This window comes from Streptomyces sp. NBC_01235, assembly GCF_035989285.1.
Classification (GTDB): domain Bacteria; phylum Actinomycetota; class Actinomycetes; order Streptomycetales; family Streptomycetaceae; genus Streptomyces.
The window spans coordinates 3,014,832-3,039,621 of record NZ_CP108513.1 but is presented as its reverse complement, the minus strand read 5'-3'; the positions used below and the strand labels follow the sequence as shown (position 1 = coordinate 3,039,621).

The following is a 24,790-nucleotide window of genomic DNA, read 5'->3' as shown; positions in this document are numbered from 1 at the left end:
GCCCATGACCGCTACGGACGTACGACTCCAGCCGAAGAAAAAGGGGCTGACCCGGCGTCAGAAGCGCCGCGTCTCGCGTGGCGTGCAGTACGTCGTCTTCGTCGCCGCCGTGATCGCGTTCGCGGTCTCGGCCGACTGGGACCGGCTGCAGAACCAGTTCGCGCAGAAGGACATCGCGCGGCAGATGTTCCCCGACGTCATCACGCTGGCGTTGAAGAACACCATGCTGTACACGGTGTCCGGCTTCGTCGTCGGACTGGCGCTCGGCATGGTGATCGCGCTGATGCGGCTGTCGTCGGTGGGCCCCTACCGCTGGCTCGCGGGCATCTACATCGAGATCTTCCGCGGCCTGCCGGCCCTGCTGATCTTCATCTTCATCGGTGTGGCGGTACCGCTCGCCTTCCCCGGCACGGAGATCATCGGCGGCACGTACGGCAAGGTCGCCCTCGCGCTCGGTCTGGTCGCCGCCGCCTACATGGCGGAGACGATCCGCGCGGGCATCCAGGCGGTGCCCAAGGGGCAGATGGAGGCGGCCCGTTCACTGGGGTTCTCGCCCGGCCGGGCCATGGTCTCGATCATCATCCCGCAGGCGTTCCGCATCATCCTCCCGCCGCTCACCAACGAACTCGTCCTGCTCTTCAAGGACTCCTCGCTCGTGCTGTTCCTCGGTGTCACCCTGGAGGAGCGCGAACTGTCCAAGTACGGCCGTGACCTGGCCAGCACGACCGCCAACTCCACACCGATTCTGGTCGCCGGCCTCTGCTACCTGCTGGTCACCATCCCGCTCGGCTTCGTCGTGCGCCGTATGGAGGCGAAGGCCCAGGAGGCCGTGAAATGAGCCGACCCGAGATCGACGTACGCGGACTGTACAAGTCCTTCGGCGACAACGAGGTGCTGCGTGGCATCGACCTGGAGATCGGCCAGGGCGAGGTCGTCTGTGTGATCGGCCCGTCCGGCTCGGGCAAGTCGACGCTCCTGCGCTGCGTGAACCTGCTGGAGGAGCCGACCAAGGGCCAGGTCTTCGTCGGCGGCACCGAACTCACCGACCCCGATGTCGACATCGACGCCGCACGCCGTCGTATCGGCATGGTCTTCCAGCAGTTCAACCTCTTCCCGCACCTGTCGGTGACCGAGAACCTCACGCTGCCGCAGCGGCGGGTGCTCGGGCGCGGCAAGGCGGAGGCGGCGAAGGTGGCCGCCGAGAACCTGGAGCGGGTGGGCCTGTCGGAGAAGGCGACCGCCTACCCCGCCTCCCTCTCCGGCGGCCAGCAGCAGCGCGTCGCGATCGCCCGCGCCCTCGCCATGGGCCCCGAGGTGATGCTGTTCGACGAGCCGACGTCGGCGCTCGACCCGGAGCTGGTGGGGGACGTCCTGGCGGTCATGCGCATGCTCGCGAACGAGGGCATGACGATGATGGTGGTGACCCACGAGATGACCTTCGCCCGCGAGGTCGCCGACCGGGTCGTCTTCATGGACGGCGGTGTGATCGTCGAGGACGGCGCCCCGGCCGAGGTCATCGGCAACCCGAGCCACGAACGCACCCGCCACTTCCTCTCCCGCCTCCTCGACCCGGCGATGGCCGAGGTGGAGGAGGATTCGGCCGAAAAGGTGAGCGGGGCCGAGTGACTGATCCGCTGACGGGACCGGGCAGGTTCCGTCCCGGCTGGTGTTGATCGCGGAAGACTCGGTCGCTCGCCGAGCGCTCGAGCGGCGTGAGCCAGGAAGCCCCCTCATGCCGCAGGGGGCGGGTTCAATAAGGTGCAGTACATGAGCGATCGCGCGGTGCTGCACGTGAAGGGCCGAGTCCTCGTCGGCCGGGACGAGGACCAGGTCCGTGACGAGCTGTGGGTCGTCGACGGCCGGATCTCCTACGACCGTCCCGCCGGCGCCCGCGACGTCCGGACCGTCGAGGGCTGGGCGCTGCCCGGCCTGGTCGACGCCCACTGCCATGTGGGCCTGGGCGCGCACGGGCCGGTCGAGCCGGACGTCGCCGAGAAGCAGGCGCTGACCGACCGCGAGGCCGGCACGCTGCTGATCCGGGACGCCGGCTCGCCCTCGGACACCCGCTGGGTCGACGACCGCGAGGATCTCCCGAAGATCATCCGGGCGGGCCGGCACATCGCCCGCACCCGCCGCTACATCCGCGGATACGCGCACGAGATCGAGCCCGAGGACCTGGTCGCGTACGTCGCCCGGGAGGCCCGGCGCGGCGACGGCTGGGTCAAGCTGGTCGGCGACTGGATCGACCGCGAGGTGGGCGACCTCACCCCCAGCTGGCCCCGGGACGCCGTCGAGGCGGCCATCGCGGAGGCCCACCGGCTGGGCGCGCGGGTCACGGCGCACTGCTTCGCCGAGAACTCGCTGCGCGACCTGGTCGAGTCGGGCATCGACTGCGTCGAGCACGCGACGGGCCTCACGCAGGAGCTGATCCCGCTGTTCGTGGAGCGCGGCGTCGCGATCGTCCCCACCCTCGTGAACATCGCGACGTTCCCGCGGCTCGCGGCCGGTGGCGAGGCCAGGTTCCCGCGCTGGTCGTCCCATCTGCGCCGGCTCCACGAACGCCGCTACGACACCGTGCGCGCCGCCTACGACGCCGGCATCCCGGTCTTCGTCGGCACGGACGCCGGCGGCACCCTGCCGCACGGTCTGGTGGCCGCGGAGGTCGCCGAACTGGTCACGGCGGGCATCCCGGCGCTTCAGGCGCTTTCGGCGACGACTTGGGGCGCACGCGAGTGGCTCGGGCGCCCCGGTCTGGACGAGGGCGCCCCGGCGGACCTCGTCGTCTACGACACGGACCCGCGCGCGGACGTCCGGGTGCTGGCGGCACCGCGCCGAGTGGTGCTGAACGGGGCGGTGGTGGGCTGAGGGCGGTGTGTCGCGGGGGAGTGACGCGGCGGTGTGTCGCGGGGGATCGTGGAGCACGTACGTGCCGATGGATTCGACGCGCGGAAACAGGGGCAGAGGCAGCAACACGGGGAGGGGCAGGGGCAGGACCAGTCCGCCGAGCCGAGTGCCGCACCGGCCGGTGACGTGAAGGCCCAGGGCGTGCCCGCACAGGTGGACCTGGCACAGACCGGTGGCAGCCCGGTGACCCCGTACCTCGCGGGCGGCGCCGTGGCCCTGGTGCTCGCGGGCAGGGGAGCGGTGGCCGTGTCCCGGCGCCGACGTCGAGCCTGAGGCGGCGTCAGGGCGGACGGTGCACCCGGCGGCGCGGCGCTTGAGGGGCGCTTCGGGGCAGGTGTTCACAGCCCGACCGCCAGGTCTGGGTGACCGACACCGGCCGGCACCGGTTCGGGTCGTGAAGACCGCCGTCGCGTCACGCGAGCCGATCTGTCGTTTCGGTGTGGGCAAGCGGTCCCCGGCCGCCGTTCCGGCGCAGGGACCGCTTGCCGTCCGCGAACCTGTTGCCGCGGACTCTCCTGCGTGGTCAGACGACGTTGTCGTCCGTCCGGTTCGGCGCCTCGGACTCCCATGTGCGGGTGTACTCGATGCCGAGCATCTTCGCGGAGAAGCTTCCGGTGTCCGTTCGCTTCGCACCTGCCTCGGCGGAGCGCCCTCGGCGGAACCAGGCACCGGCGATCGCGACGACGAGTGTGCCGACGCCCGTCATGCGGGTGGTGCTGGTGCCGAAGGCGATCAGCGCCACGGCGAAGACGAGGATGGCGAGGAAGACCCAGGCGTCCAGGTGCCGGTTCGCAGTTGCTGCCGCAACCGGTGTCGTCCCGGACGGGCGGCCCGGACCCAGCGCAGCCATCAGCGCGAGGACGATCAGGACGACTCCGGCACAGATCAGGGCGACTGGCCCGACGGCGTCGGGAAGCTGGAGGGCCATGGGGTGGCCCGAGTTGCTCGCGTTCATGGGATGTGACTCTCCTGGGCGGACGAGGGCTGAGGGGCGGAAGCGATCGCGTGTTGCTACTCCAGCACGTGCGGCCGGACCCTCGCCAGGGAGATCCGGTGTTCCGGAATTCTTCCTGCTCAGCTGGAATGCGGAAGAATTCCAGAGCCTGTCGAAGATCCATTTCGGTGCGGTGATGAAACGGATGCCGCAGTTAATGGGTCGTCAGAGTGTGGTGGATAATAGATAGTTATCAGCTCTGGCGCCGGCGCGAAGGATGGGGCCGTGAACGATGACGCTGTCGTGGACACAACGATGGCTGCAAAGGCTTTCCGGGCGGACCTACGGAAATTGATCAAGCTGTGCGGTACTTCGCAGAAGGAGATCGCGGAGAACAAGCTGCACATGAGTCAGGCGCAGATGAGCCGCCAGATCAACTCCGCCGACGCCGGCTGGGATTTCTACGAGAAGATCATCGAAAGCTGCCTCGCGAGAATCTCACCGAAACATCTGCCCGAGGGCATGCCTCAGGACTGGGCGACCATCGCCCACTGGGAGAGCCAGTTCTCCGCCGCCCGGCGAGCGGACCCACTGCACCGCGGCGGCGCCGGAACTCCTCCCGACTCCGGGCCCCTTCGGGGCGGGCCGGCATCCGCACCGGCTTCCGCCGCACCGACCCCCGCCGTATCGACTTCCGCTGTGCCGCCGTCCCGTCGGCGCGGCGCCATCGCTGCCGTGGCGGTCCTCGGTGTCGCCCTCGTCGCGGGAGGAACTTTCCTGCTCCTGAATGACTCGGCACAAACCACCGCCACCGGCAGCGGCTCCACGGACAGTGCCCCGCAGAGCGCCACGGCTCAGGCGGCAGATCCTCATCTCACCGTCTCCGGTACCTGCGTGGGGCCCGACACCCAGTGGCGGGTGACATCGTCCGGCTTCACACCGAACGGGCCCTACAGCGTGAAGGTCACCTTTCCCGACGGCACCCCCTACTCGTTGGGAGGGCAGGGCGACTTCGGCAGCCGGAGCACCGCGAACAGCGACGGCTCGCTGAAGACGCGCTGGGCCTGCTACGACCCGGACCCCGAAGGCACGTACACGATGACCGTTCGCGACGAGACCACGGGGAAGACCGCCACGGCCAGGTTCTACGTCGACAAGCCCAACTGATCGGCAGGGAGCCGACGATGTCCCGTACCGCCCACACCCGACCGGCGCCGCTCCGCCGCCTGCGCCGCACCGCCGCCGGCGGCCTCGGCGCGCTCCTGATGACAGCCGTGCTGAGCGCGTGCGGTTCAGGCACCACGAACGACGACACCACCCTCGCCGCCGCGTCCGCGTCCCAGGCCGGGCAGGCCGCGCCGGCGGCTTCTGGGAGCACCCGGACTTCCGGCAACAGCCTGGCCGTCACGGACGACGAGGCGGGCGTCGCGCTGCGGGGCTGCCCGGCCGCGATGGACCAGAAGGCCGCACAGGACGCATCAGTGACCTGCCTGCCGATGGAGCGGCTCAGGACGGGCACGTCGGTCACCATGCGATGCTGGACCGACTCCCAAGGGGAGTACTCCGTCCCCGAAGGGTTCTCCTCGCCGCGCTGGTTCTACGTCACCGACGTCGACGGACCGCACCCGGGATGGTCCGGCTACGTCTACTCCGACCTTGTGGACGACCAGATCGTCACTCCGGCCTGCACGCCGCAGATCCTCGCGCGGTACCCCTTCCATCCCCACCCGGATCCTGAGCCGGTCGTTCTGCGGATCACCGGGTCGTGCACCACGGAGGGCGGCACACTGTCGTCGACCTCATCAGGTTTCGAGCCCGGCGGGGAGTACTACATCTCCGCGTCCTACCCCGACGGTACCGACTATCCGCTGGACAAGGACACCACCACCGCCCGCCAGGACGGGTCGGTGCCCTGGTCCTGGACCTGCGCCGGAGACCCGGCGGGAACCTACACCACACGGATCGGGACCATGGACGGGCGAGTGAGCACCGACCCGGTCCACTTCACCATCGGCGCGCCGGCCCCGGAGCCCACCCAGCACACCTCCGCCACGCCTGCGCCGAAGAAGCCACCCGTACCCACGAACCCGCCCGCACCGGTCACCGTCCAGGTGACCGTGTCGAACCTGGTCACCAACGGCGCCACCCGGATGCGCGAGGACGACGAACCCGCCTACCTGTCGACCCGGACGGTCGGCTCATGCCGCCTGAACGGCTGCGAGGTCGACGGCACCGAGATGTCCTCCGGCGCCGTCGCCACCGCCGTCTGTCAACTTCAGGGAGACCGCATCACCAACGGCCAGGACAACAGCGCCGTGGACGACGGGAATCCGGGCCTGTACAGCAGTGCTCGCTGGTACAGGATCCGCTGGGCCGACGGCCGGGAGGGATACCTGTCCGAGGTGTGGCTGCGCGCGTCCGACCGAGGAGGGAAGGGGCTCCCCGGCTGTTGAGGTCGTACCGGAGCGGACGGGCCCGGCGCCGGGCGGGGTGAGGAAGGGGCGACCTCACCGCCCCGCCGACGTCACCGCCCGGTCCAGCGCCTGCAGAAATCCGTTCACCGTCACCCGGTCCCGGACCGCGAGCCTGAGCCACTCCTCGCCGAGCCCGGGAAAGGTGTCGCCCCGCCGTACGGCGAAGCCCGCGTCCCGCAGACGCCGTCGGACGGTCGCCGCCCCCGGCAGCCGGACCAGCACGAACGGCCCCTCCGCGGGCCCCGCGACCCGCAGCCCGTCCGATGCGAACTCCTCCAGTCCCGCCACGAGATGCGCCCGGTCCGCGGCGATGCGGTGGGCGGCGTGTCCGGCCTCCGCCAGGGCCTGCGCGCCCATGCACGCCTCCGCCGCGGCCAGTGCCGGCGTGGAGACCGGCCAGAGCGGCTGCGACCGCCCCAGCTCGGTGATCGTCTCCGGTGCGGCCAGGACGTAGCCGATCCGGAGCCCCGCCAGCCCCCATGTCTTCGTCAGGCTGCGCAGGACCACCAGACCGGGTACGTCCGTCCGGCCGGCGAGCGTCTCCCGCTCACCGGGCACCGCGTCCATGAACGCCTCGTCGACCACCAGCGTCCGGCCGGCCCGGGCCAGCCGGACGATCGTCCGCGCCGGATGCAGCACCGACGTGGGGTTCGTCGGGTTGCCGATCACCACCAGGTCGGCGTCCTCGGGAACGGCCGACGGATCCAGCCGGAAGCCGTCCTCCTCCCGCAGCACCACCCGGTCCACGCTGTGCCCGGCGTCCCGCAGCGCCGCCTCCGGCTCCGTGAACTGCGGGTGCACGACGACGGGGTGACGGGCCTTCAGGGCGCGCGCCAGCAGCACGAACGCCTCCGCCGCGCCCGCCGTCAGAAGCACCCGCTCCACCGGCAGCCCGTGCCGTGCCGCGACCGCCGCCCGCGCGGCCCGCCCGTCCGGGTAGGCCGCGAGGCCGGTCAGGGACGCGGCGACGCGCTCCCGCAGCCAGCGCGGAGGTGTGTCCGCGCGGACGTTCACGGCGAGGTCGACCAGCGCCGAGCCGTCGTCGCGCACCTCGGCGTCCCCGTGGTGGCGCAGATCGTGCCCGTCAGTGTGCATGGGAGTGCGTGTGCCCTCCGTGGTGATGGTGCCCGTGCCCGTCATGGTGGTGGCCGTCGTCGTCCGGGTGGAAGTGCGGCTGCTGCGGCAGCCCCACCTTGTCCTCGAAGCCGGGCAGCGCGATCCGGTACACGCACGAGTCGCAGTTCATCCGCAGATCGCCCTTGACGGCCTCCGCGTACCGCTCCATCACCAGGTCGAGCAGCTCCGGCTCGGGACCGATGACATCCGCCGAGCGCACCTCGACCTCCGGGTGCGCGGCCGCCCAGCCCTCGGTCTGCTGCCGCACCCGGTCTGGCAGGATCCCGGTGAACAGGAAGTACGGCAGGACGACGATCCGCCGCGCGCCCAGCTTCACGCACCGGTCCAGGCCGCTCGGCACGTCCGGCGCGGCCAGCGACACGAACGCCGTCTCCACGCCCGCGTACCCGCGCCCCTCCCACAGCAGCCGTGCCGCCTTGTACACCTCGGCGTTGGCGTCCGGGTCCGTCGACCCGCGCCCGACCAGCAGCACGGTCACGTCGGCCAGGTCCTCGGGCCTACGACCCACGGAGCCCAGCGCCTCGTCCAGCCGCCGCTCCAGCACGTTCAGCAGCGCCGGGTGCGGGCCCAGCGGTCGCCCGTAGGTGTAGGAGATCCCCGGGTGCCGCTCCTTCTCGCGGGACAGGGCCGCCGGGATGTCTCCCTTGGCGTGTCCGGCGGACACCAGCATCAGCGGAACGGCGGCGAACCGGCGTACGCCACGCTCCACCAGCTCGGTCACCGCGTCGCCCAGCGGCGGCGGGGACAGCTCGATGAAGCCGCCCGCGACGGGCAGTTCGGGATGGCGGCGCCCCAACTCCCGTACGAAGTCGCGGAACGCCTCGGCTCCGGCATCGTCGCGGGTGCCATGGCCGGCGATGAGCAGGGCGGGCGGCGGGGTGGTCACGATTTCTCCTCAGGGGAAACGGGGTGGTACAGCAGGGCGTTGAGCGCGGCCGAGGCGACGGCCGACCCGCCCTTCTCGGACACGTTGCTCACGGCGGGCAGCCCGCTCTCGCGCAACGCGGCCTTGGACTCGACCGCGCCGACGAAGCCGACGGGCAGGCCGATGACGAGTACCGGGGCGGCGTCCAGAGTCAGCAGCTCCTCCAGCGCGGTCGGCGCGTTGCCGATCACCCAGAGCGCGCCAGGACCGACCTGCTCGTACGCGAGACGTATCGCGTGCGCCGAACGGGTGAGCCCCGGACCGGACGTGGCGTCCCTCAGACGGCAGACGGTCTCGCGCCGCGTGATGCCGGCCGCGACCATCTCCACGTCCACGACGACGGGCGCACCGCCGTGCAGAGCGGCATGCGCCTTCGCCAACTCGCCCTCGTCCATGACGAGATCGCTCGCGTACTCGAGATCGGCGGCGGAGTGGACGACCCGCTCCACCACCGCCCGCGTGAGCGGCGGGAAGCGCGAGGTGTCCAGGCGGGCGCGCAGCCGCCGGTAGGACTCCTGCTCGATCGGGTGGACCACACGGTTCACTTGGCGCCCTCCTGCTCCTGAGAGGTCTCCTGCCAGCGGTAGCCGCGGGGCGTCACCATGCGGCCCGCGATGTCCCGGGTCGCCGTGTTGCCCACGGTCACGACCGTCATCATGTCGACCCACGCCGGGTCGAGCTCCGCGAGCGTGGTCAGGCGGCTGGTGCCGTCCGGCCGCGAGGCGTTGCGGACGACGCCCACCGGCGTCGTCGGCTCCCGGTGCTCGGCGAGGAGGGAGAGCGCCTTGGGCAGCTGCCAGTCGCGGCCCCGGGAACGGGGGTTGTAGAAGGTGACGACGATGTCGGCCTCGGCCGCCGCCCGCACCCGCCGCTCGATGACCTCCCACGGCGTGTGCAGGTCGGACAGGCTGATCGACACGTGGTCGTGGCCGAGCGGCGCACCGAGGATCGCCCCGGCCGCGAGCGCGGCCGTCACCCCCGGCACCCCGATCACGTCGATGTCGTCGGACGCCTCGGCGAGCGCCGGGGAGGCCATGGCGTACACGCCCGCGTCCCCGCTGCCGATCAGCGCGACGGCCTGCCCGCGCCGGGCCTCCGCGACGGCCGTGCGGGCCCGCTCCTCCTCGGCCCCGAGCCCCGACTCCAGGATCCGGGTGCCGGGCCGCAGCAGGTCGCGGATCTGGTCGACGTACTGGTCGAGTCCCACGAGCACGGAGGCCCGCTCCAGCTCCGCCTTCGCGCGCGGGGTGAGCAGGTCCCGCGCACCGGGCCCGAGCCCGACCACCGCGAGCCGCCCGCGCCCGGGCCGCCGGACGACGGCGCAGGTCGCCATCGCGGGCTGTCCGTCCGAACGCGCGGACTTCCGCTTGGGCACCAGGAGTTCGCCCCCGCCGACGAGCGCGGCGGCCTCGGCGACGGAGGGCGTGCCGACGGCGGCGAGCGGCGCCGCGGAGGGGTTCGGCACCTCGACGGCGGCCAACTCCTCGGCGGAGTACGTCACCACGGGCACCCCGAGCCGCTCGGCGGCCGCCACGATGCCCGGTTCCGCCGCCTTGGCGTCGACGGTGGCGAGCTCGGCGACGCTACGGGGAGACAGTCCGGCCTCCCGCAGGGCGGCCTCGATCACGTCGAGCACCTCCTCGACCGGCGCGCCCTTGGAGGCGCCGACGCCGACGACGAGGGACGGCGGACGCAAGTGCACCTCCCCTGCGGCCGGCTCGACCGCCCGGTCCGTGAGCCGCACGGTGTACGCACCTCGCTCGGCGAACGGCACCGGCGGCAGCGGCCACGCCACCTCGGCGTCCAGCGCGACCGGCTCCCCGTCCAGCAGGGCCCGCGTCACCCCGGCGACATCGCCCTCCACGGGCAGGCCGAGGGTGTCGAGTCCGGGGATGCCGACGGCGTCCGTCGCCGTGGTCACCACGGGCTCGGCGCCCAGCAACCCACCCACCTCGCGGGCGAGTTCATTGGCCCCGCCGCCGTGCCCGCCGACCAGCGACACGGCGAACCGCCCGCCCTCGTCGACGCACACCACACCCGGGTCGGACGCCTTGTCGCCGAGCAGCGGCGCGACGAGCCGGACGACCGCCCCCGTCGCCAGGAAGCACACGAGCTGCTCGCACTCCGCGAACGCCCGCCGTACGGCGTCCCCGGCGGGCCCGTCGTACACGCGCGTGCGGTCCGGCCAGGCCGCGGCCAGCCGGTCGCGCGCCGCCGCCCCCGCCGCGGTGGCGGAAATGAGGCCGATCACAGAGCAACTCCTTCTCGATAAAGGGGTGTTGAGCTGGCGGGGGTTCTGGTCCCCCACAGCAGGAAGACGGGGTTGGTCGCCGCGAGCCGGGTGACGTCCCCCGGCAGCGGCGCCAGCCGCGAGGACTGCAACAGCACCCCGTCGACAGCGAACCCGGCGTCCGCCAGCGCGGCCCGCACGGCCGGCACCCGGTCAAGGGCGGCCATCGCCACGACGACCGTCCGCCGGGCCCGCCGCGCGCAGACGCCGACGATGCCGGGCAGATCGCGCCCGCCCCCGCCGACGAACACGGCGTCGGGTTCGTCGAGTTCGGCCAGTACGTCGGGTGCGTCGCCGTGCACGACGTGCACGGCGACGCCGTGGGCACCGGCGTTGGCGCGGATGCGTTCCACCCCGTCCGCCGCCTTCTCGACCGCGCTGACGGCGGCGCCGAGCCGGGCGCACTCCACGGCCACGGACCCCGACCCGGAGCCCACGTCCCAGACCAGGTCGCCGGGGCGCGGACCGAGCCGGGCCAGGGCCAGCGCCCGCACCTCGAACTTGGTGATCATCGAGTCGCGGTGCGCGAAGTCGCCCTCGTCCAGCGCCCATCCCACAGGACGTCCGCCGCCCGCGAGCGTCCGTACGGGACCGAGCACCCGTGTTCCGTCCAGGCACAGGACGACACTCACCGCCGTCCCCCAGTCCCGCTCCGCGGCCTCGGCGGGGGAGACCCGCTCCACGCGCTCGCGCCCGGGGTCGCCGAGCGCGGAGGCGACGACGAGCACCCGCCCGGGCGCGCTGCGCGCGAGCGCGGCGCCCAGCTCGGCGGGCCCGGCGCCGGGCCCGGTCAGGACGGCGACCTTCGGATGCGCCCGGCAGACGTTGACAGCCGTCCGCGGATCCCGCCCGTGGGCGCTGACGACGACGGCGTCGTCCCAGGTCAGCCCCAGCCGTGCGAAGGCGCCGGCCACGGAGGAGACCCCGGGCCGCACGTCGAGCAGCTCCGGCCCGAACCGCTCCGCCAGCGCCCGCACGATCCCGAAGAACCCGGGGTCGCCGGAGGCCAGCACGACCACCCGCCGGTCCTTGCCGAGGTACTCCTCGATGGAGTCCAGGGCGGGCGCGAGCGGCCCGAGGACGATCCGCTCGGCGGTCGCGGGCAGCGGTACGGCGTCGAGGTGCCGCCGCCCGCCCACGACGAGCTCGGCACCGGACACCGCGTCGGAGGGGACCGGCGCCCCCGTCCCCGTCCCGACCACCGTGATCGGGCGACTCGGTCGGCTCACGTACTGGCACCCCGCTCGCGCAGGGCCCGGCGGGCCTCCGGGTCGGCCTTGCGGTAACCGTGGAAGTGGCCGGGGTGGTACAGGTGCGAGCGGGTGCCGTGCGCGTCGAGCGCCGGACCGACCAGGAAGAGGGTGTGCTTCCAGAGCTTGTGCTCCTTGACCGTCTCCTCCAGCGTCTCGATCGTGCACTTCACGACCAGCTCCTCCGGCCAGGTCGCCTGGTAGGCGATGACGACCGGGGTGACGGTGGGATAGCCGCCCTCCAGCAGCTCCCGCACCAGCTGCCCGCTGCGGGCGGCCGACAGGAAGATCGCCATCGTCGTGCCGTGCTTGGCGAACTCGCGCACCTCCTCGCCGGGCGGCATCGGCGTCTTGCCGCCGCCGAGCCGGGTCAGGACGACGGACTGCGCGACCTCGGGGATCGTCAGCTCACGCCGGGCGAGCGCGGCGACGGCGGAGAAGGAGGAGACACCGGGGACGATCTCGGTGTCGGTCCCGATCTCCTCGCACCGGTCGAGCTGCTCCTGCGTACCGCCCCACAGGGCCGGGTCGCCGGAGTGGATCCGGGCGACTTTCAGCCGCTCCCGACGCGCCCGCTCGTACACGGCGACGACGTCCTCCAGGGACATCGTCGCCGAGTCGAGGATCTCCGCACCCTCGCGCGCGTGCTCCAGAACCTCCGCCTGGACCAGGCTCGCGGCCCAGATCACGACGTCGGCCTCGGCGATGGCGCGCGCGGCACGGAACGTCAGCAGATCGGCGGCGCCGGGGCCGGCACCGACGAAGGTCACCTTGCCGGTGGGGGCATCGGCCATGGGTTCGGGTCCTCTCATAGCGGGTCGCAACAGGTCGTAACGGAAGTCAGGGCAGTGGCCGGATGTGCGCAGCCGGGGGGTGATCGGATACCAAGGGCGTATGGCGGTCTTCGTCGCGCTCGGCGCGTTCCTCATGACGCTGGCCGGCGGCTGGACGGCACAGCGTGTCACCGACCGCCGCCACCTCGTCCTCGGCCTGGCCGGCGGCCTGATGCTCGGCGTCGTCGGCCTGGACCTGCTGCCGGAGGCCCTGGAGGCGGCCGGCACGGAGGTCTTCGGCGTCCCCGCCGCGCTGCTGCTCTTCGTGGCGGGCTTCCTGCTGGCCCATCTGGTGGAACGCCTGCTCGCGGTACGCCAGGCCGCCCACGGCGCCGAGGAGCACGTATACACGGCTCCGCCTCAGGAGCGCTCCGGTCGGTGTCGAGCCGCCGACCGTGCTCAGCCCTTCGGGCCTGCGCGCGATCGACCGCTCGACACCGGCGCGCCCCAGAGGCTCCGCGACGGCCGGACCCCCGAGGTCGGCCTGACGGCCGCCGCGGCGATGGTCGGCCACAGCGCCATGGACGGCGTGGCGATCGGCGCGGCCTTCCAGGTGGGCGGCGGCATGGCAGCCGCGGTGGCCGTGGCGGTGATCGCCCACGACTTCGCGGACGGCTTCAACACCTACACGATCACGAGCCTGTACGGGAACGCCCGCCGCAGGGCCCTGTTCATGCTGTTCGCGGACGCGGCGGCACCGGTGGTGGGCGCGGCCTCGACGTCCTTCGTCACCATTGCGGAGCCACTGCTCGGCGGCTATCTCGGCTTCTTCGGCGGCGCCCTGCTGTACCTGGCGGCCGCCGAGATCCTGCCCGAGGCCCACCACGAACACCCGGCCCGCTCGACCGTGCTGTGCACGATCGCGGGCGCGGCCTTCATCTGGCTGGTGGTGGGTCTGGCCGGCTGACGGAGCCGGCGTCCCGCGACTCACAGCTTGCCGCCCCGCCCGCCCTCGCGCCGCGCGGGAGCGATGAGCGTCGAGAGGTAGGGCAGCGGCTCGCCGTCCAGCTCGGCGGCCGGCCGGATGGACTCCTCGGTCAGCCCGAGCGCCGACCCCCACACGGCGTCCCCGATCCGCCCGGTCTCCCGCAGCGCCTCGGCGACCTCGGCGGCCTGCCGCCCGAACTTGTAGGCGACGACGGTCCCCGGCCCGGCGAGCGCGTCCTTCAGCACGGCGGAACCGGCGGTCACGGGCACCAGCGTCAACGGCTCGGTGCCCTCGGTCAGCACCGCCCCCGACCGGGCGGCGAGATCCTGCATGGCGGTGATCCCGGGGACGGTCTCCACGACCGTCCCCGGCACCAGCTCCACGATCGTCTGCGCGAGGTACGTGAACGTGGAGTACACGTTGGGATCACCGATGGTCGCGAAGGCGACGGTCGCGTGCTCCCGCAGCAGCTCGGCGACCCGCCCCCCGGCCGCGTCCCAGGCAGCCTCCCGCCGCGCCCGGTCGGTCCGCTCGTTCAACGCGAACACGACACGTACGACCTTGTCCTCGGGCACGTAGTGCAGAACCGTGGCTTCGGCCCGCCCCCGCTCACCGCCGTCCATCACGGGCACGACGACGACATCGGCGGCCCGGAGCGTGTTGACGCCCTTGACGGCCACCAGCTCCGGATCCCCGGGACCCACCCCGACTCCGACCAGCTTGCTGCTCATGACGTCCGGCACCTCTCCACGAACCGACGGGCCACACCGGGCTCGGACGCCCAGTGCGTGTGCAGATAACTCGCGTGCACACCGCGCTCCACAAAACCTTCGACCCGACGCTGCGGGGTCCGCACCCCCCAGGCGGGAACCGCCCCCGAGCCGGGCTCGACGACGGTCCGATGAAACTCGTGCCCCCGCATCCGCGTCCCCGCCACGGCCAGCACACTGTCACTCACGGCGACGGCATCCCGATATCCGAGCGTCAGCCGCCCGCTCATCCGGGCACCGGCCTCCAGCACCCCGCACATCGGCTGCCCGTCCAGCTCCCGGCAGAGATAGAGCAGCCCAGCACACTCGGCGGCGACGGGAGCACCACGCTCCGCGAGGGCCGCGACGGACTTGCGCAGCGACTCGTTGGCGGACAACTCCGAGGCGTACACCTCGGGAAACCCGCCCCCGATGACCAACCCCTCCGTACCGTCGGGCAGTTGCTCATCACGGAGCGGATCGAAGACGACGACTTCGGCACCGGCGGCGGCGAGGAGCTCGGCGTGCTCGGCATAGGAGAAGGTGAACGCGGCCCCACCGGCGATGGCGACCACCGGCCCGTCCGGGGATGCCCCCTGCGGGGGAGTTCGAGGACGAGGCCCTTCGGGCCGAAAGCGGAGGTCTGGGGGCGCAGCCCCCAGGGACGATGGGGGTCCCCCCGCTCGAGCGAAGCCGAGCGTGGGGGAGGCAAGGGGCGGCGGGGGCGAAGAAGCCAGCGCCTCGGCCGCATCCCAAGCCGCACCCGACAACGCTCCCGCACTCCGCGCCAGCCCCAGCAACGCCTCCAGATCGCACCCTTGGGAAACCTGCGCCCCCATCGCCGCGACGGAGTCCATGGCGGCGGCGCGCCGCTCGGCGACCGGCACCAACCCCAGATGACGAGACGGCGTATCCACCTGAGCCACCCGCCGCAACACCCCGAGCACCGGCACCCCGGCCGACTCCAACGCCTCCCGCAACAACTCCTCGTGCCGATCCGAGGCGACCTTGTTCAGAATCACGCCCCCGACCCGCACCTCCGGATCCCAGGAGGCGAACCCGTGCACCAGAGCCGCCACCGACCGCGACTGCGACGAGGCGTCGACCACGAGCACCACGGGCGCCCGCAGCAACTTCGCCACATGAGCGGTGGACGCCAGTTCACCCTCCCCGGCGGCCCCGTCGTACATCCCCATCACACCCTCGACGATCGCCAGATCGCACCCGCGCGCACCATGCGCGAACAGCGGCCCGACCAACTCCGGCCCGCACAGATACGCGTCGAGGTTCCGTCCCACCCGCCCGGTGGCGAGCGAGTGGTACCCGGGGTCGATGTAGTCCGGCCCGACCTTGTGCGGGGACACGGCAAGCCCCCGCGCGGCGAACGCGGCCATCAACCCCGTGGCGACGGTGGTCTTGCCGCTGCCGGAGGACGGCGCGGCGACGACCAGCCGAGGGACGCGGGACAGGGAGGGTTTCACCACGACATCACCACTCGATCCCCCGCTGCCCCTTCTGCCCGGCGTCCATCGGGTGCTTGACCTTGGACATGTCGGTGACGAGATCCGCGAAGCCGACCAGCTTCTCGGGCGCGTTCCGCCCGGTGATCACGACATGCTGGGTCCCGGGACGGTCCCGCAGCACGTCGATCACCTCATCGGTGTCGACCCACCCCCAGTGCATGGGGTACGCGAACTCGTCGAGCACGTACAGCCGGTACGTCTCGGCGGCGAGGTCCCGCTTGACCTGCTCCCAGCCCTCGCGGGCCTTCTCCTCGTTGTCCATCTGGGCATCCCGCTGCACCCACGACCAGCCCTCGCCCATCTTGTGCCAGTCGACGGACCCGCCCTCACCGCTGGCGCCCAGCACCCGCAGCGCGTTCTCCTCGCCGACCTTCCACTTGGCCGACTTCACGAACTGGAACACCCCGATCGGCCACCCCTGGTTCCAGGCCCGCAACGCGAGCCCGAACGCGGCGGTCGACTTGCCCTTCCCGATCCCCGTGTGCACGACGACCAGCGGCCGATTACGACGCTGACGCGTCGTCAGACCGTCGTCCGGCACCACACTCGGCTGTCCCTGCGGCATCAAGCGGCCCTCCTGGAAGTCCCCTGCACGTTCCTCACCAGCCCCGCGATGGAGTCCGCCCGCAACTCGTCCAGAGTCACGGCGGTACCCCCCAGCTCACCCGCGAGCTGCCCCGCGAGCCCCAGCCGCACCGGCCCGGACTCACAGTCCACGACCACCGACGCGACCCCCTCGGCGGCGAACAGCCGAGCCGCCCGCCCCGCGAGCGCGACGGGCTCGGTCCCACCCGTCGCCCGACCACCACCCCGGCCGGAGGCGCTTCGCGCCGCCCCTCCATCGGTGGCCCGTCCGTCCGTCACCACGACGACCAGCGCGCGCCGCGCCGGATCCCGCAGCCGCTCCACCCGCAGCACGTCGTGCGCCTTGAGCAGCCCGGCGGCGAGCGGCGTCCTTCCACCGGTCGGCAGCGACTCCAGCCGGACGGCCGCCGCGTCCACCGAGGACGTCGGCGGCAACGCCACATCGGCCGCCGCCCCCCGGAAGGTCACGAGTCCCACCTTGTCCCGTCGCTGATAGGCGTCCAGCAGCAGCGACAGCACGGCGCCCTTCACCGCGCTCATGCGCTGACGGGCGGCCATGGACCCCGAGGCGTCGACCACGAACAGCACGAGGTTCCCCTCACGCCCCTCCCGGGTCGCCTGCCGCAGATCGTCACGCCGCACCACCAGCCCCCGCCCGGAGCGCCCCCGCGCCCGCTGATGCGGCGCGGCGGCCTGCACGGTCGCCGCCAGGTGCAGCTTGGTCAGGGCCCCTCGAGGCCGTCGCGCACCCGTGGTCCGTCCGTGTTCGGTCCGCGCCCGCGAACGCCGTCCGGCGGCGCCTTCGCCGATCCCGGGCACGCTCAGCACCTTCGTACGGAACGGCTCGGCGGCCCGTGCGGCGGACTGCTCCCCGGCGCCGGAGGCCTGCGGCTCCCCGTCCTCGCCGGCCTCGGGCCGCGCACCGGAGCCACCGTCGGCCTGCGGCCCCTCGGACGGCGGCTGCCCGCCACCCCCGCCGGGCCCGTCCGGATCGGGATCCTCGTCGCCCTCGCCCTCGCCCTCGCTCTCGCCGGAGAACTCCTCCAGCGTCTCGTCGAGCCTGTCCTCGTCGAGTCCCGGCGCGTCAAAGGGATTACGGCGCCTGCGGTGCGGCAGCGCGAGCAGCGCCGCCTGCCGTACGTCCTCCGCGAGCACCTCGGTCCGCCCGGCCCAGGCCGCCAGCGCCGTGGCGGTCCGCGCCATCACGATGTCGGCCCGCATCCCGTCGACCTCGAAGGCGGCGCAGGTGGCCGCGATCTGCCGCAGCGCGCCGTCGCCCAGCCGCACCGACGGCAACAGCGCACGCGCCGCCACGATCCGGGCGCGTACGGCGGCCTCCTCGTTTGCCCACCGCGCGGCGAACCCCTGCGGATCGTCGTCGTAGGCGAGCCGCCGCCGCACGACCTCCACCCGCTGGTCGGGCTCGCGCGAGGCCGCCACCTCCACCGTCAGCCCGAACCGGTCGAGCAACTGCGGGCGCAGCTCGCCCTCTTCGGGGTTCATGGTCCCGACGAGCAGGAACTTCGAGGCGTGCCGTACGGAGACGCCCTCGCGCTCGACGTACGAGGCGCCCATCGCCGCCGCGTCGAGGAGCAGGTCGACCAGGTGGTCGTGGAGGAGGTTGACCTCGTCGACGTAGAGGATCCCGCGGTGCGCGTCCGCGAGGAGCCCCGGCTCGAAGGCCTTGACGCCCTCGGCGAGCGCCCGCTCGATGTCCAGCGCGCCCACGAGCCGGTCCTCGGAGGCGCCCACGGGCAGCTCGACCATCCGCGCGGGCCGGGTCGCGAACGCCCCCGGCTCGTGCGGCCCGTCGGGGCAGGCGGGGTCGGGGGAGCCGGGGTCGCAGGAGAACCGGCAGCCGGAGACGACGTCCAGCGTGGGCATGAGCGCCGAAAGGGCGCGCACGGCCGTGGACTTGGCGGTGCCCTTCTCCCCACGGACCAGCACACCGCCCACCGCCGGCGACACCGCGTTCAGCAGCAGCGCGAGCCGCAGGTCGTCCTGGCCCACGACGGCCGTGAACGGGAAAGGAGTACTCACTTCTCGTCGCCCTCCAAGTCGCCTTCGAGCTCCAGGTAGGTGGCGCGCAGCCGCTCGATCGTGTCGGCGTCCGGCTCCGCCCACAGCCCGCGGTCGGCGGCCTCCAGGAGCCGCTCGGTGATCCCGCGCAGCGCCCACGGGTTGGACTTCTTCATGAAGTCCCGGTTCTCCGGGTCGAAGACGTACTCCGCGCTGAGCTTCTCGTACATCCAGTCGTCGACCACGCCCGCCGTGGCGTCGTAGCCGAAGAGGTAGTCGACGGTCGCCGCCATCTCGAAGGCGCCCTTGTAGCCGTGCCGTCGCATGGCCGCCATCCAGCGCGGGTTGACCACCCGGGCGCGGAACACCCGGTGCGTCTCCTCGCCGAGCGTCCGCGTCTTCACCTGGTCCGGGACCGCGGAATCACCCACGTACGCCTCGGGGTTGGCACCCGTCAGGTGCCGCACCATGGCGACCATGCCGCCGTGGTACTGGAAGTAGTCGTCGGCGTCGACGAGGTCGTGCTCGCGGGTGTCCACGTTCTTCGCGGCGACGGCGATCCGCCTGAACGCCGTCTCCATGTCCCCGCGCGCCGCCCGCCCGTCGAGCCCGCGCCCGTAGGCGTAACCGCCCCAGACGGCGTACACCTCGGCGAGGTCCGCGTCCGACCGCCAGTTGCGGGCGTCGATCAGCGGCAGCAGCCCCGCCCCGTACGCCCCCGGCTTGGAGCCGAAGATACGGGCGCTCGCGCGCCGCCGGTCACCGTGCTCGGCCGCGTCCTCGTCCACGTGGGCGCGCACGAAGTTGGACTCGGCGGGCTCCGCCAGGTCGGCCACCGCCCGCACTGCGTCGTCGATCAGCCCGACCACGTGCGGGAACGCGTCCCGGAAGAACCCGGAGATGCGGACGGTCACGTCGATGCGCGGCCGGCCCAGCTCCGCCGGCGGCACCACCTCGAAGCCGGTCACCCGGCGCGAGGCGTCGTCCCACACCGGACGGCAGCCCAGCAGCGCCAGGATCTCGGCGATGTCGTCGCCCTGGGTACGCATCGCGGACGTGCCCCAGACCGTCAGGCCGACGGACTTCGGGTACTCGCCCGTGTCCTGGAGGTAGCGCTGCACGAGCGACTCGGCGAGCGCCTGGCCGACCTCCCAACTCAGCCGGGAGGGAATGGCCTTGGGGTCGACCGAGTAGAAGTTGCGGCCGGTCGGCAGGACGTTGACCAGCCCGCGCGTCGGCGAACCGGACGGACCGGCGGGGACGTACCCGCCGTCAAGTGCCTTGAGGATGTGGCCGATCTCGTCGGTGGTCTTCTCCAGCCGGGGCACGACCTCGGTGCACGCGAACTCCAGCACCGCGACGGCGTCCGGGAGTTCGGTGCCCAGGACCTCACGCACCAGGGCGCGGCTCTCGGCGACCGCCCACCCGCGCTCCTCCATGCCCTCCGCGACCCGCCGGCACAGCTGCTCCAGCAGGTCGATGGCGTCGGCAGCCGAACGTGCGGGACCCTCGACGAGTTCCGTCAGCTCGACCGGCACCTTCACGGGCGCGCCCGGCTCGGCCAGCAGCTCCTTCTCGCTGAGCCCGAAATGGGCCGCGAACGACGCCCTCAGGCCCGGCAGGGCGTTCGCCTGCCCGCCCCACACCTGCGAGGCGCGCAGCACGGCGAGCACGAGGTTCACGCGGGCCTCGCCGACCGGCCCGCCGCCCAGAATGTGCAGTCCGTCCCGGATCTGCACGTCCTTGATCTCGCACAGATAGCCGTCGATGTGCATGACGAACTCGTCGAACGCCTCGTCGTCCGGCTGGTCGTCGACGTGCAGGTCGTGGTGCAGCTCGGCCGCCTTCACCAGCGTCCAGATCTGCGCGCGCACCGCCGGCGCCTTCGTCGGGTCCAGGTCGGAGACGAGCGCGTACTCGTCGAGGAGCTGTTCCAGCTTGGCCAGGTCGCCGTAGGTGTCGGCACGCGCCATCGGCGGGACCAGATGGTCGACGACGGTGGCGTGCCCGCGTCGCTTGGCCTGCGTTCCCTCGCCGGGGTCGTTGACGATGAACGGGTAGACGAGCGGCAGATCGCCGAGGACGGCGTCCGGGGCACACCCCCCGCTCAGCCCCAGGCCCTTGCCCGGCAGCCACTCCATCGTGCCGTGCTTGCCCATGTGCACGATGGCGTCGGCCCCGAACCCCCCTTCCGATGTCGCGGCCTCGAGCCACCGGTAGGCCGCCATGTAGTGGTGCGAGGGCGGCATGTCGGGGTCGTGGTAGATCGCGATCGGGTTCTCGCCGAAGCCGCGCGGCGGCTGGATCATCACGACGACGTTCCCGAACTGCAGGGAGGCCAGCACGATGTCGTCCCCGTCGACGTACAGCGAACCCGGTGGCTCGCCCCACGCCTCCAGCATGGCGTCCCTGAGCTGCGGGTCGAGCTTGTCGAACCACGCCCGGTAGTCGGCGAGCGGCACCCGGGCGGGCGCGGCGGCCAGCTGTTCCTCGGTGAGCCACTCGACGTCGTGGCCACCGGCGTTGATGAGCCGGTGGATCAACTCGTCGCCGTTGTCGGGGTGTTCGGTGACGCCGTATCCGGCGTCCCGCAGCGCGTCCAGCACCCGGACCGCCGAGGCGGGCGTGTCCAGGCCGACCGCGTTGCCGACCCGTGAGTGCTTCGTCGGGTAGGCGGTGAAGACGAGCGCGAGCTTCTTGTCGCTGTTCGGCTTGTGCTTCAACCGCGCGTGCCGTACGGCGATTCCGGCGACGCGTCCGGCCCGCTCGGGGTCGGCGACGTACACCGGGACGTCGTCCGGGCCCTGCTCCTTGAAGGAGAAGGGGACCGTGATGATGCGCCCGTCGAACTCCGGGATGGCGACCTGCATCGCCGCGTCCATGGGGGACAGGGCGGCGTCGGACTCGTCCCAGGCGCTCTTCGACGACGTCAGGCACAGCCCTTGCAGGACCGGCACATCGAGGTCGGCGAGCGCCCCGATGTCCCAGGCCTCCTCGTCCCCGCCCGCCGAGGCCTGCGAGGCGTGCGTGCCGCCGGCCGCGAGGACCGTTGCGACCAGGGCGTCGGTGCGGCCGAGGATCTCGTACAGCCCCGGGTCCGCCCCGCGCAGCGAACCGCAGTACACGGGAAGGGCGTTGGCGCCGCGTGCCTCGATCGCCTCGCACAGGGTGTCCACGAAGGCCGTGTTGCCGCTCAGCTCATGGGCCCGGTAGAACAGCACGCCGATGGTCGGCCGCCCCTCGAGAGACGACCACTCGCCGTGGACGCCGTACTCGGGCATCTTCTGCGGCTCGACGAACCCCTCGCCGGTCAGCAGCACGGTGTCGGAGAGGAACCGCGCCAGCTCGGTCAGGTTGGCCGGCCCGCCCTCGACGAGATAGCGCAGCGCCTCCGCCACCACACCGGCCGGCACCGACGACTCGGCCATCAGCTCGGCGTCCGGCACGCTCTCGCCGCCCAGCAGCACGGTCGGCACGCCGGACGCCCGCAGCGCGGCGAGCCCGTCCTCCCAGGCCCGCTTCCCGCCGAGCAGCCGTACGACGGCGATGTCGGCGCCGTCCAGCAGACCGGGCAGCTCCTGCGCCACGTCCACCCGGGTCGGGTTGCCGATCCGGTAGTCGGCGCCGGAAGCGGCCCGGGCCGCCAGCAGATCGGTGTCGGCGGTCGACAACAACAACACTGTGCTCATGCGGGCGCTCCCGGTGGAATGAAAGGCAGTCCTTGCGGCGCGCCCGACTCGATGAGCCGCCAGAGCGCGTCGGTGTCCGCGTGCTGTTCGATCAGGTCGCCGAGCCGGTCGAGCTGCTCCTCGCGCAGCGCGGCGAACGAGGTGTCGGGGGCGGGCACGAAACGCCGGCCCGCGGCGGCCGCCACCTCGCGAAGAAACGCCCGCCGGAACCCGTCCGACTCCAGCGAGCCGTGCCAGTGCGTGCCCCAGGTCTGGCCGACCCGGCAGCCGTCCAGGCTGTGTCCTTTGTCATCGGAGATGAACCCTTCACCGCCCGTGACGTCGGCGACCCCGTGATGGATCTCGTACCCCTCGACCCGCTCGCCGAGGGCTTCCCCGACGGGCCGGGTGAGGGTCTTCTCGCGGGCGAACCGCACGCGGACGGGCAGGACTCCGAGCCCGTCGACCTGCCCCCGCCGGCTCTCGACGTCGTCCTCGATGTGCTCGCCGAGGATCTGGAAGCCCCCGCAGACACCGAGAACGGGCCGCTGCTCGGCGGCCCGCCGCTTCAGGGCGTCGGCGAGGCCGCGTTCCCGCAGCCACTCCAGCGCCCGCACGGTCCCCCGGGTCCCCGGGACGACGACGAGGTCGGCGTCGGCCAGTTCCTCGGGCCGGTCCACGAACCGCACGACGACACCGGGCTCGGCGGCCAGCGCGTCCACGTCCGTGAAGTTGGACATGAGCGGGATCGCGCAGACGGCGACCCGCAGCACGTCGTCCCCGACGGGCGGGGCGGTGTTCGACTCCCGCACGGTTCCCCGCAGGGACACCCGCAACCCGTCCTCCTCGTCGATGCCGAGCCCGTGCCGGAACGGCAGCACGCCGTACGTCCGCCTCCCGGTGAGCCCGTGCAGCATGTCGAGGCCCGGCTCCAGCAGGGAGACGTCCCCGCGGAACTTGTTGACGAGGAACCCGGCGACGAGCGCCTGGTCCTCGGGGGAGAGCAGCGCGACGGTCCCGAAGAACGAGGCGAAGACACCCCCGCGGTCGATGTCGCCGACGACGAGGACCGGGAGCCCGGCGTTCCGGGCGATCCCCATGTTCACGATGTCGGTCCGCCGCAGATTGATCTCGGCGGGAGAGCCGGCCCCCTCACAGATCACCGCGTCATACGTGCCCCGCAACTCGGCGAGACAGTCGAGAACGGTTCCCAGGAGTTTCTGCTGCCGCCCCCCGTGCAGTCTTGTCCCGGGGGACACCGCACCTGATTGCGGCTGCGCCGCGGGCCCGGACTCCCCGAAGAAGCCACGGGCGCTGAGCTCCCCGACGGGCTTGCCGAGCAGCACCACCTGACTGCTCTGCTCGCCGCCGGGCTTGAGCAGCACCGGGTTCATCAGCGCGGTCGGCTCGACCCGGCAGGCCTGCGCCTGCATGGCCTGCGCCCGCCCGATCTCGGCGCCTTCCCTCGTCACGAACGAGTTGAGGGACATGTTCTGCGCCTTGAACGGCGCGACCTTGACCCCCTGCCGCACCAGCCACCGGCAGATACCGGCCGTGACGACGCTCTTGCCGGCGTCGGAGGTGGTGCCGGCGACAAGAAGACCGCCCCCTGTCATGACGTACGCCCCTTCGCTTTCGTGGCGACGGCGCGCGCGGCGACCGTGACGCCGAGCGCGAGCAGGCCGACGCGGCGGGAGAGCCGCGCGGCGCGTTCGATGTCATGGGCGACGACGGGCCGCCCGGCCGCCCCGTTCAGCACGGGCCGGTGCTCGACCCGGCCGCCGTACGACAGCGTCCCGCCCAGCCGCACCCCGAGCGCACCGGCGAAGGACGCCTCGACGGGCCCGGCGTTGGGACTGGGATGCAGAGGGGCGTCCTCCCGCCAGGCCCGCACCGCGGCGCGCGGATCATCGCCCGCCACGGCGGCCAGGACGGCGGTCAGCCGCGCCCCCGGCCACCCGGCGAGGTCGTCCAGCCGCGCGGAGGCCCATCCGAACCGCCGGTACCGGGCCGACCTGTGCCCGACCATGGCGTCCAGGGTGTTGACGGCCCGGAACCCGACAAGCCCCGGCACACCGCCCACGGCCCCCCACACCAGCGCCCCCACGACGGCGTCGGAGGTGTTCTCGGCGACGGACTCGACCACGGCCCGGGCGATCCCGTCGGCGTCCAGCGCCTGCGGATCCCGCCCGCACAGATGCGGCAGCCGTTCCCGCGCGGCGTCGACGTCCCCCGCGTCGAGGGCCCGCCCGATGGCGCGGGCCTCCCGGACGAGGGAACTGCCCCCGACGACGGCCCAGGTGGCGGCGGAGGTGAGGACCAGGGAAGCCGCCGGGGACGCACGTACCGTCCGGTGGGCGACGGCCCCGAGGGCGACGGCCCCACCGGCACACACGAGGGTATGGACGGCCCCCCACCCCCGGTGGTCCCGCCACAGCAGCCGCTCGACGGCGCCCGCGGCCCGCCCGAACGCGGCGACCGGGTGCCCCCGGCGGGGATCGCCGAGAAGCAGGTCACCGAGGAGGCCGGCGGCGGCGCCGTACGCGTGAACGCGATCGGCACCCATCGGCT

The 24,790-nt window shown here is 72.7% G+C and carries 21 protein-coding genes; 7 read left to right on the top strand and 14 right to left on the bottom strand.

What is annotated here, in order from left to right; genetic code table 11:
- Positions 1 to 4 precede the first annotated feature (4 nt).
- From OG289_RS13145 to OG289_RS49650, 4 genes are all read left to right on the top strand, one after another.
- Positions 5 to 838, top strand: coding sequence for an amino acid ABC transporter permease (locus tag OG289_RS13145; RefSeq protein ID WP_327314186.1), 834 nt, complete (start codon positions 5 to 7; stop codon positions 836 to 838).
- Entirely contained in the window at positions 835 to 1,626 is a 792-nt protein-coding gene (locus OG289_RS13140) for an amino acid ABC transporter ATP-binding protein (protein ID WP_327314185.1), read from the top strand. Before OG289_RS13145 ends, OG289_RS13140 begins: the two co-directional genes overlap by 4 nt.
- Before the next feature lie 141 nt (positions 1,627 to 1,767).
- Positions 1,768 to 2,865 (top strand): amidohydrolase family protein, encoded by a 1,098-nt coding sequence (locus OG289_RS13135; protein ID WP_327314184.1) that lies wholly within the window; start codon positions 1,768 to 1,770, stop codon positions 2,863 to 2,865.
- 48 nt (positions 2,866 to 2,913) lie between these two features.
- Positions 2,914 to 3,177: an LAETG motif-containing sortase-dependent surface protein gene (locus OG289_RS49650; RefSeq protein ID WP_442818895.1), complete on the top strand. Its 264-nt coding sequence runs from the start codon at positions 2,914 to 2,916 to the stop codon at positions 3,175 to 3,177.
- 250 nt (positions 3,178 to 3,427) lie between these two features.
- On the opposite strand, the gene OG289_RS13125 is transcribed toward OG289_RS49650, so the two are convergent.
- Positions 3,428 to 3,859 (bottom strand): hypothetical protein, encoded by a 432-nt coding sequence (locus tag OG289_RS13125; protein ID WP_327314183.1) that lies wholly within the window; start codon positions 3,857 to 3,859, stop codon positions 3,428 to 3,430.
- A 294-nt stretch (positions 3,860 to 4,153) separates the two neighbouring features.
- Between OG289_RS13125 and OG289_RS13120 the strand changes: the two genes are divergently transcribed.
- Positions 4,154 to 5,005, top strand: a complete 852-nt coding sequence (locus OG289_RS13120; RefSeq protein WP_327314182.1) for a hypothetical protein — start codon at positions 4,154 to 4,156, stop codon at positions 5,003 to 5,005.
- Between the two features lie 17 nt (positions 5,006 to 5,022).
- A complete protein-coding gene (locus tag OG289_RS13115; protein ID WP_327314181.1) occupies positions 5,023 to 6,291 on the top strand; it encodes a hypothetical protein in 1,269 nt (422 codons plus the stop codon).
- Positions 6,292 to 6,345: 54 nt separating this feature from the next.
- On the opposite strand, the gene cobC is transcribed toward OG289_RS13115, so the two are convergent.
- From cobC to cobM, 6 genes are read right to left on the bottom strand one after another with little or no spacing between them, the layout of a single operon-like run.
- Positions 6,346 to 7,407 carry an Rv2231c family pyridoxal phosphate-dependent protein CobC gene (gene cobC / locus OG289_RS13110; protein WP_327314180.1) on the bottom strand — a complete coding sequence of 354 codons (1,062 nt, stop codon included), beginning with the start codon at positions 7,405 to 7,407 and terminating at the stop codon, positions 6,346 to 6,348.
- Positions 7,397 to 8,335, bottom strand: a complete 939-nt coding sequence (locus OG289_RS13105; RefSeq protein WP_327314179.1) for a sirohydrochlorin chelatase — start codon at positions 8,333 to 8,335, stop codon at positions 7,397 to 7,399. The genes cobC and OG289_RS13105 overlap by 11 nt, the downstream gene beginning before the upstream one ends.
- The gene (locus tag OG289_RS13100) at positions 8,332 to 8,919 is read right to left on the bottom strand and encodes a precorrin-8X methylmutase (RefSeq protein ID WP_327314178.1); all 588 of its coding nucleotides are present in this window, start codon (positions 8,917 to 8,919) and stop codon (positions 8,332 to 8,334) included. The genes OG289_RS13105 and OG289_RS13100 overlap by 4 nt, the downstream gene beginning before the upstream one ends.
- Positions 8,916 to 10,625 carry a precorrin-3B C(17)-methyltransferase gene (gene cobJ, locus OG289_RS13095; RefSeq protein ID WP_327314177.1) on the bottom strand — a complete coding sequence of 570 codons (1,710 nt, stop codon included), beginning with the start codon at positions 10,623 to 10,625 and terminating at the stop codon, positions 8,916 to 8,918. Before cobJ ends, OG289_RS13100 begins: the two co-directional genes overlap by 4 nt.
- Entirely contained in the window at positions 10,622 to 11,893 is a 1,272-nt protein-coding gene (cbiE, locus tag OG289_RS13090; protein WP_327314176.1) for a precorrin-6y C5,15-methyltransferase (decarboxylating) subunit CbiE, read from the bottom strand. The genes cobJ and cbiE overlap by 4 nt, the downstream gene beginning before the upstream one ends.
- The gene (gene cobM / locus OG289_RS13085) at positions 11,890 to 12,708 is read right to left on the bottom strand and encodes a precorrin-4 C(11)-methyltransferase (RefSeq protein ID WP_327314175.1); all 819 of its coding nucleotides are present in this window, start codon (positions 12,706 to 12,708) and stop codon (positions 11,890 to 11,892) included. The genes cbiE and cobM overlap by 4 nt, the downstream gene beginning before the upstream one ends.
- Before the next feature lie 100 nt (positions 12,709 to 12,808).
- On the opposite strand from cobM, the gene OG289_RS13080 reads away from it, so the two are divergent.
- Complete coding sequence (locus tag OG289_RS13080) at positions 12,809 to 13,654, top strand: ZIP family metal transporter (RefSeq protein WP_327314174.1); 846 nt, start codon at positions 12,809 to 12,811, stop codon at positions 13,652 to 13,654.
- A gap of 20 nt (positions 13,655 to 13,674) precedes the next feature.
- Here the strand turns inward: OG289_RS13080 and cobI are convergent, their stop codons facing one another.
- The 7 genes from cobI to OG289_RS13045 are packed head-to-tail and all read right to left on the bottom strand — an operon-like array spanning position 13,675 to position 24,785.
- Positions 13,675 to 14,406 (bottom strand): precorrin-2 C(20)-methyltransferase, encoded by a 732-nt coding sequence (cobI, locus tag OG289_RS13075; protein ID WP_327314173.1) that lies wholly within the window; start codon positions 14,404 to 14,406, stop codon positions 13,675 to 13,677.
- Entirely contained in the window at positions 14,403 to 15,908 is a 1,506-nt protein-coding gene (locus OG289_RS13070; RefSeq protein WP_327314172.1) for a cobyrinate a,c-diamide synthase, read from the bottom strand. Before OG289_RS13070 ends, cobI begins: the two co-directional genes overlap by 4 nt.
- A 4-nt stretch (positions 15,909 to 15,912) precedes the next feature.
- Entirely contained in the window at positions 15,913 to 16,512 is a 600-nt protein-coding gene (gene cobO / locus OG289_RS13065) for a cob(I)yrinic acid a,c-diamide adenosyltransferase (protein ID WP_327314171.1), read from the bottom strand.
- Positions 16,512 to 18,572, bottom strand: a complete 2,061-nt coding sequence (locus OG289_RS13060) for a putative cobaltochelatase (protein WP_327314170.1) — start codon at positions 18,570 to 18,572, stop codon at positions 16,512 to 16,514. Before OG289_RS13060 ends, cobO begins: the two co-directional genes overlap by 1 nt.
- Positions 18,569 to 22,240: a cobaltochelatase subunit CobN gene (gene cobN / locus OG289_RS13055; RefSeq protein WP_327314169.1), complete on the bottom strand. Its 3,672-nt coding sequence runs from the start codon at positions 22,238 to 22,240 to the stop codon at positions 18,569 to 18,571. Before cobN ends, OG289_RS13060 begins: the two co-directional genes overlap by 4 nt.
- On the bottom strand, positions 22,237 to 23,835 hold the full coding sequence (locus OG289_RS13050) for a cobyric acid synthase (protein WP_327314168.1): 1,599 nt from the start codon (positions 23,833 to 23,835) through the stop codon (positions 22,237 to 22,239). Before OG289_RS13050 ends, cobN begins: the two co-directional genes overlap by 4 nt.
- Positions 23,832 to 24,785: a cobalamin biosynthesis protein gene (locus OG289_RS13045; protein ID WP_327314167.1), complete on the bottom strand. Its 954-nt coding sequence runs from the start codon at positions 24,783 to 24,785 to the stop codon at positions 23,832 to 23,834. The genes OG289_RS13050 and OG289_RS13045 overlap by 4 nt, the downstream gene beginning before the upstream one ends.
- Positions 24,786 to 24,790: the final 5 nt, after the last annotated feature.

Coding starts and splice junctions, on each gene's coding strand:
- cobM (WP_327314175.1), bottom strand. CDS start 12,708: ATGGCCGATGCCCCCACCGGCAAGGTGACCTTCGTCGGTGCCGGCCCC.
- OG289_RS13045 (WP_327314167.1), bottom strand. CDS start 24,785: ATGGGTGCCGATCGCGTTCACGCGTACGGCGCCGCCGCCGGCCTCCTC.
- cobI (WP_327314173.1), bottom strand. CDS start 14,406: ATGAGCAGCAAGCTGGTCGGAGTCGGGGTGGGTCCCGGGGATCCGGAG.
- OG289_RS13140 (WP_327314185.1), top strand. CDS start 835: ATGAGCCGACCCGAGATCGACGTACGCGGACTGTACAAGTCCTTCGGC.
- cobC (WP_327314180.1), bottom strand. CDS start 7,407: ATGCACACTGACGGGCACGATCTGCGCCACCACGGGGACGCCGAGGTG.
- cobO (WP_327314171.1), bottom strand. CDS start 16,512: ATGCCGCAGGGACAGCCGAGTGTGGTGCCGGACGACGGTCTGACGACG.
- OG289_RS13135 (WP_327314184.1), top strand. CDS start 1,768: ATGAGCGATCGCGCGGTGCTGCACGTGAAGGGCCGAGTCCTCGTCGGC.
- OG289_RS13115 (WP_327314181.1), top strand. CDS start 5,023: ATGTCCCGTACCGCCCACACCCGACCGGCGCCGCTCCGCCGCCTGCGC.
- OG289_RS13080 (WP_327314174.1), top strand. CDS start 12,809: ATGGCGGTCTTCGTCGCGCTCGGCGCGTTCCTCATGACGCTGGCCGGC.
- OG289_RS13125 (WP_327314183.1), bottom strand. CDS start 3,859: ATGAACGCGAGCAACTCGGGCCACCCCATGGCCCTCCAGCTTCCCGAC.
- cobN (WP_327314169.1), bottom strand. CDS start 22,240: ATGAGCACAGTGTTGTTGTTGTCGACCGCCGACACCGATCTGCTGGCG.
- OG289_RS13050 (WP_327314168.1), bottom strand. CDS start 23,835: ATGACAGGGGGCGGTCTTCTTGTCGCCGGCACCACCTCCGACGCCGGC.
- OG289_RS13120 (WP_327314182.1), top strand. CDS start 4,154: ATGGCTGCAAAGGCTTTCCGGGCGGACCTACGGAAATTGATCAAGCTG.
- OG289_RS13145 (WP_327314186.1), top strand. CDS start 5: ATGACCGCTACGGACGTACGACTCCAGCCGAAGAAAAAGGGGCTGACC.